The organism is Nonomuraea insulae, from assembly GCF_042656245.1.
The window spans coordinates 72,016-78,601 of sequence record NZ_JBHSPA010000024.1; the positions used below are offsets into that span (position 1 = coordinate 72,016).

Annotated in this window: 6 protein-coding genes; 2 read left to right on the forward strand and 4 right to left on the reverse strand. The window is 72.8% G+C overall.

Going from position 1 to position 6,586, the window contains the following annotated elements:
- Positions 1-17 precede the first annotated feature (17 nt).
- From ACFPZ3_RS20775 to ACFPZ3_RS20790, 4 genes are all read right to left on the reverse strand, one after another.
- Positions 18-629 carry an FAD-dependent oxidoreductase gene (locus ACFPZ3_RS20775; RefSeq protein WP_379515822.1) on the reverse strand — a complete coding sequence of 204 codons (612 nt, stop codon included), beginning with the start codon at positions 627-629 and terminating at the stop codon, positions 18-20.
- A gap of 68 nt (positions 630-697) precedes the next feature.
- On the reverse strand, positions 698-1,432 hold the full coding sequence (locus ACFPZ3_RS20780; RefSeq protein WP_379515823.1) for a GntR family transcriptional regulator: 735 nt from the start codon (positions 1,430-1,432) through the stop codon (positions 698-700).
- A 91-nt stretch (positions 1,433-1,523) separates the two neighbouring features.
- Entirely contained in the window at positions 1,524-2,279 is a 756-nt protein-coding gene (locus tag ACFPZ3_RS20785; protein ID WP_379515824.1) for an ABC transporter permease, read from the reverse strand.
- A 94-nt stretch (positions 2,280-2,373) separates the two neighbouring features.
- Positions 2,374-3,387, reverse strand: coding sequence for an ABC transporter substrate-binding protein (locus ACFPZ3_RS20790; RefSeq protein WP_379515825.1), 1,014 nt, complete (start codon positions 3,385-3,387; stop codon positions 2,374-2,376).
- 136 nt (positions 3,388-3,523) lie between these two features.
- On the opposite strand from ACFPZ3_RS20790, the gene ACFPZ3_RS20795 reads away from it, so the two are divergent.
- Together ACFPZ3_RS20795 and ACFPZ3_RS20800 are read left to right on the forward strand one after the other, a co-directional pair.
- Positions 3,524-4,294 (forward strand): ABC transporter ATP-binding protein, encoded by a 771-nt coding sequence (locus tag ACFPZ3_RS20795; RefSeq protein WP_379515826.1) that lies wholly within the window; start codon positions 3,524-3,526, stop codon positions 4,292-4,294.
- 54 nt (positions 4,295-4,348) lie between these two features.
- Positions 4,349-6,586 (forward strand): hypothetical protein (locus ACFPZ3_RS20800; protein ID WP_379515827.1); only part of this gene is annotated, 2,238 nt, incomplete at its 3' end.

Here is a 6,586-nt window from a genome sequence, read left to right on the forward strand (position 1 = left end):
GGCGCCTGCGGCAGCAGCTACTTCGCCCACGGGCCCGGAGCCACGACGGCGTGGGTGAAACGCCGCTCGCCGCCGGCGGTGACGACGGTGACGCCGTCGGCGTCCTGGCGCACCTCGGTGACGGGGGTGTAGCGGGCCACGCGGGCGCCCGCCCGTTCGGCCACCGCCACGGCGGCGACCACGGCGGGCTCAGGGCGCAGATACCCGGCGTCGGGGTCGACGACCATGACCTCGCCGTCGCGCAGCGGATGCTCGGGCACCCTGTCCCGCGCGTCCTGACCGGTCAGGACCTCGACCGGCAGGTCGAAAGCACGCGCGGCGGCCAGCACCGCGGCCACCTTGGGATGCTCGCGCGGGCCGACCGTCACGCCGCCGACCGGCGTCAGCAGCCGCTGTGCCGCCGCCCGCTCCAGCTCCGACCACAGGCCGCGAGCCTCGCGCAGCAGGGGCACGTACTCCGGGCCCTCCTTGTACGCGGTGCGGAAGATCCGCGACTCCCCGCCCGCCGCACCACGGTCATGGCCTGGGGCGTAGGCATCGAAACCGACCGCGGGGATGCCGCGCGCGGCCAGCCTCCACAGGACCATCGAACCAACGGCTCCGGTGCCGACGACGGCGACACTGGTCATTGGAACGCTCCTTCCAGGCATGACGGGGGGCACGGCCGGCGACCGTGGCGGGGGGGTCGGGGGGTGGTTCAGCTGTGTTCGGCGGAGCCGCTCAGGTCGGTCTCCACGTAGAAACGGTCGGACCTGGGAGGGACGACCTCCTCCAGGAGCTCCGCGATCTCGCCGCGGCGTGTCCAGGTCTCGCGCGTCCAGCGGAAGACGGAGGCGCCCACGGGCAGCCCGAACAGCTCCGCCTCGGCCTCGCTGAGCGCGTACGGCTCCACGTACAGCCTCGCCCGCACCAGCTCGACCCCGCGGTCGCGCAGGTACGCATGAGTTGTCAACGGTCCTAACGGCTGGTCGAGCAGATCGGGCGCCAGCCGGAACGGCAGCACGTGCACCTCGGTGTTGATCACGTTGCCATCCGCGCCCAGCTTGTGGCGCTCCATCTGGACGACCGCCTCCTCATCGGGCACGCCCGGCAGCCGCAGCCGCGCCGCGTGGGCGGGCAGCACCTGTGCCGTGACGACCCGATGGTCGCCGTGCGTCTCCGGGCCCTGGATCAGCAGGCCGGTGAAGCGCAGCAGGTTGTGCTGGCCGATCGCCTGGGCCACGAAGCTGCCGCGCCTGCGGAAGCGCACGATGAGCCCGGCGTCGGCGAGGTCGCGCAGGGCTCGCTGCACGGTGATGCGCGAGACCTCGAACTCCTCGCAGAGCTCGACCTCGGTGGGGATCCGGGTTCCCGGGCCCCACTGGCCGCTGCGGATACGTGCCTCCAGCGCCCTGCGGATCTTCACATGGAGGAGGAGGTCACGTTCTGACATGCAAGAATACTGGTTGTAGCGATTAGTTATGTCAATAGGCGATTAGATATAACTTATGAGGATCGGCCGAGGTGAGAGCCCTTTGACCTGGTCAGCGCGCCGCGGTCGTCTCCCTGACCCAGGGCAGCAGGAGGCGCTCGGCCAGCACCAGGGCGTAGAACAGCACGATGCTCATGACGCCGAGCAGCGCGATGGCGGCGAACGCGAGCGCCGTGTCGGCGCTGCCCCCCGCCTGCACGATCACGAAGCCGAGCCCCGCGTCGCCCGCGCTGAACTCGCCGATCACCGCGCCGACCGAGGCCAGCGGCATCGCCACCTTCAGCCCGACGAAGATCTGCGGCAGCGCGGCGGGGAAACGGATCTTCACGAACGTACGCAGGCGCGGGGTGTCCAGCGACCTGGCCAGCTCCACCAGTTCCGGCGGCGTCGAGGTCAGCCCGCCGGCCACCGACAACACGACGGGGAAGAAGCACACCAGCAGCGCCATGACCACCTTGGGCTGCTGCCCGAAGCCCATCCACACGACCAGCAGCGGCGCCAGCGCCACCTTGGGCACGGCGTTGAAGGCCACCAGCAGCGGCGAGAACATCAGCTCCGCCACCCGCCAGGCCGCGATCGCCATCCCGATCAGCAGGCCGCAGCCCACGGAAAGGGTGAAGCCGAGCACGGTCTCGCCCAGCGTGATGGCGGCCTGTTCCAGCAGGTAGGCGGGCAGGCGCAGGAAGGCGGCGACCACGCCGGCGGGCGAGGGCAGGATGATCTCCGGGATCGCGAACGCCGAGGCGACCAGGGCCCAGGCGCCGATCGCGACGACCATGCCCAGGGTGGACCAGCCGACTGCGGTCACGACATCCCCGCGGACCGGGCCCGGTGTGGTCAGGGCGGCTCCGCGGGCCACTCGCGGTGGTGAGCGGTCCTCCTCCCCGGCGGGCTGCACGGGGTCAGCCCTTGGGGAGCAGGTCGAACGAGACCACGGACTCCGGTGTCACCTGGCCCTGGAAGGCTCCCGCCGTGCGGAGCACGGTGATCGCGCGCTCGACGCGTTCCCTGCTCATCGTGCCCATCGGGTCGCTGCCGGCCGGGCGTACGTAGGGGGCCATCAAGGTCAGCTCGGCAGCCGCCGCCTCGGCGTTCTGGGCGGGCTGGTGCGCGAGCAGGATGCGGGCGGCCTCCTGGGGGTGCTCCACCGCGTACGCCAGTCCTCTGAGCAGGGCGGTGGTGAACCGTTTGACCAGGTCGGGGTCGCTGCTCGCGAGCTTGGCGGAGGTGTTCAGGGCGGAGCCGTACATGTCGGTGATGACGTCGCCGAATGGCAGGACCGTGACCTGTTCGCCCTTGGCGGCGTTGCGCACGGTGGGCTGGCCGACCACGTACTGGCCGATCGCGTCCACCTGACCTGAGGCCAGGTTGGCGGCCAGTTGAGTCGGCTGCAGGCTGACCCACTTGACCTTGTCCCGGTCGATGCCGGTGAGCTTGGCGTACGTGGGGAACATCATGGCGATCACCGAGGTGGCCGTGTCGCCGACGGTCTTGCCCTCCAGGTCCTTGGGCTTGCTGATGCCGCTGTCGCCGAGCGTCATGAGCGCGGCCAGGGTGCGCTGGTGGATGGCCGCCACCGCGACCGTGCCGGTCTGCCTGCCGCTGCCGGCGGTGAGCAGCATGGCGGTGAAGTCGATGGGCGAGAAGTGGGCCCGGCCGCCGGCGAGCGCGGCCATGTTCTCGCCGCTGCCCGTGCCCGGCTGCACGCTGACCTCGATGCCGGCCTCGCGGAAGTAGCCCTTGTCCTGGGCGACGTACACGTACGCCTCCCGGCCGAACATGCCGAATCCGGTGACGTAGGTGACCCGGTCGGCCGCCGGGCGGGCGGGCTCCTTCTGCGCCGAGCCGCAGGCGGCGGGGAGGGAGAAGGTCGCGACGATGGCGGTGATCGTGATGACGCGGGGCAGTCGCCTCATGCTCTGAATCATGACGGACCACACGGATCGGTCAATGTTTCGCGGGGCGATCGTCAATTACCATCGGATCTGACGCTCCGACGCGGGCGCCGGCGGTTCGATCGGGCGCTGCGGCACCGGTGGGGAGGTCGCCAGGGTGATCCGGCTGCGCGGGGTGTCCCAGGTGTTCGGCGGGCGGCGGGGCGCGGTGGAGGCGCTGCGCGAGGTCGATCTCGACGTGGCCGACGGGGAGTTCGTGGCGGTCGTTGGCCGTTCCGGCTGCGGCAAGTCCACGTTGCTGAGGCTCGTCGCGGGCCTGCTGACGGCCACCTCAGGTGAGCTGCGCGTGGGCGGCGATCCGGTGGTCAGGCCGCGCCGCGACGTGGCCATGGTGTTCCAGCGGCCGGCGCTGCTGCCGTGGCGTACCGTGCTCGACAACGTGCTGCTGCCGGTCGAGATGTTCGGCTGGCCCAGGCGGGAGCACGTGGAGCGGGCGCGCGAGCTGCTGGAGATGGTGGGGCTGGAGGCGTTCCAGCGGCGGTTGCCGCACGAGTTGTCGGGCGGGATGCAGCAGCGGGTGGCATTGTGCCGGGCGTTGATCCAGCGCCCGCGCGTGATGCTGCTGGACGAGCCGTTCTCCGCGCTCGACGCTCTGACGCGGGAGGAGTTGTCGATCGAGCTGCAGCAGATTCACATGGAGCACGCGGGCACGGTCGTGCTGGTGACGCACTCGATCGAGGAGGCGGTGCTGCTGGCGGACCGGGTGGTGGTGCTCACGCCGCGTCCCGGTCGCGTCCTCACGGTCGTGGAGGTGCCCGTCCCCCGGCCGCGCACGCTGGGGCGGGGGGTGCATGCGGCGGAGCTGGCCCGCTGCTCGGCGGAACTGCACGAGGTGCTCGGGGCCCGTCGCGCGGTGCCGGAGCCGTAGGCCCGGCCCGATACCCAGTTGCCGGTTGAGGGTGGTTGCCCGAATCATGTGGGTGTGGTGCGGCTGGCGTTCGGGGTGGTGACGGGGCGGGACGAGCAGGTCCGGGATGTGCACGGGCGGCTGGTGACCGATGACCCCTCTTCCGTGGGTGATGTCGTCGTGGGCGGCGCCGCGCCGGGAGTTCCGGTTGCCGTCGGGCCGGGTGATGCCGATCCTGGGCCCGCCGTGGCGGCGCTGGCCCGGCTCGTCTCGGGCGATTCGGGGGACGGGGTGACGGCGGCGGGGGCCGGGGTGGAGTTGTCCCCCGGTTTCGTCTCCGCCCGGCTGGACGGGGCCCGGGGCGATCGGCGCGATGCCGTGCTGGCCGCGGCGCAGGTGCTGGGGCTGGACGGTCTGCACCGGCTGGGTGACCGGGCGGGAGTGCTGGTGGCGCTGTTCGGTGTGGAGGCGACCAGGCCGGTGGCCGCGGCGGCGAGCCAGGCCATCGCGGACGGCCGCTGGGCGGCGCTCCAGCTCGCGTCGGCGGCCAGCGGCGTGCTGGGCGCCGAACAGCTCGTACACGTCCTGAACCTCGGCGCGTCCGCCCCGCCGACGGCCGTCGATCCGACGCGGACGGCGGTCGTCGATCCGACGCGGGCGGCGGCCTCGACCATGGCTGGGCATCTTGCGCAGGTGCTCGGGGGGTTTCCGCGCAGGCGCAGGCTCGATCTGCTGCTCGACCTGTGGGAACGGGTGGCGGCCCGGCAGGAGGAGGGCAGGCGCGCGGGGCGGCTGCGGGCGACGCAGGGCAGGCAGAGCAGGCTGGCGGAGCTGAGGACCCGGTACAGCGCCCACGAGGATGATCTGCTGATCCGGCAGATCCGCTCCGAACTGGGACATGAGCCGTCGCTCGGCGAGGCGGCCCGCTGGTTCCCCGCCCAGTGGCAGTGGACGGTGTTCATGAGCCGCACGATGGCCGACGCGCTGGCCGCCACGGTGCTGCTGCGTACCGCCGTCGCCGTGGCCGACCATGGCGCTGAGGAGGGCGTGGCCCGGTGCGCCGCTCAGCTCGCCGCCGCCGCGGCGCTCATCAGGCCGGAGGAGGCCGGTCTCGCGGCCCGCCGGGTTCCCGGGCTCGCCGGGCTGCCCGCCCGTCCCGGCTGCTACGTCAGGGATCTGGCCGCGAGGCGGAAAGGCGTTCCGGCGCAGTACGTGTACCAGCGCCTGGCCAGGGCGGCCGAGTACGCGAAGGTCGTCATGGAGGCGGTCACCGACCGGCTCGGGGACGCCGATGAGCAGCTTCGCGGCTGGTCGCCGGCGGCAATGCGCGAGTGGCGGGGCACCGTCGGCTACACCGTCCAGCGCGACCCCGCCGAGTGGGCCCAGCCGCCGGTGGGCGGGGAGCGGGCGACGTTGACGGAGAGGCTGGCGGCGCGGCCCGGCGTACCGGCGCAGGAGGAGGAGACGGCCGGCGACCTGCTCTGGTACGCCGAGCTCGCCGACGCGCTCGCCCAGCTCAACGGCCACGAGCGGGCCACGGTCGAGTACGGCGTCCCCTGCCCCTACGCCGACTGGGAACCGGATCCGGACGAGGAGGGGCGGCTCGTGCCCGCGCTGGACTCGATCCCCTCGGCCCTGGCCGGGGCGGCGCACCTCGTGTCGTTCGGGGGCCGGGCGGCACGGGGGCGCCGGACCTGGGAGGAGCTGGCCGCGAGTCTGGTCGCCGACCTGGAGGTCACGCAGGCGCTCACCGTGTCGTTCCCGCTGCCCGAGCCGCTGGCCGCGCTGGACCGTACGATCCTGCCCGGCACCGAGCTGCGGCTGGAGTGCGCCCGCGATGCGCGCATGCTGGCCCAGTGGTCGTCGTACATGGGCAACTGCATCGGCTCCCCCTACTACGTCGAGGCGGCCGAGCAGGGGAAGTGCGCGCTGGTGGCGTTGCGTGACGGGGACGGCAGGATCGTGGTCAACATCGAGCTGGCGCGCGGCGCCCGCGGTTGGCGGATGGCCGAGATCCGGGCCAGGTTCAACGCCATGCCCGAGCCCGGCCTGCACCGGCGGGTTTCCGACTGGGTGGCCGCCCTCCCGGTGCCCGTGCCCGCCCCCGCGCCGGCACACGAACGGGTACCCGACGCCGGCCCGGTGCCCCGGCGGCGGGCGAATCGCACGTTCCGTGAGGTCAGCGGGCCGCTGGCGGAGCTGACGCGCGACGCCATGACGTCTCCGGACGTGGTGGCGGCCCTACGCACACTGGAGGTGTTGCACGACGCCCGAAGCGGGACGGACGCCGCCGCCCGGCCAGAGGTGGTGTCG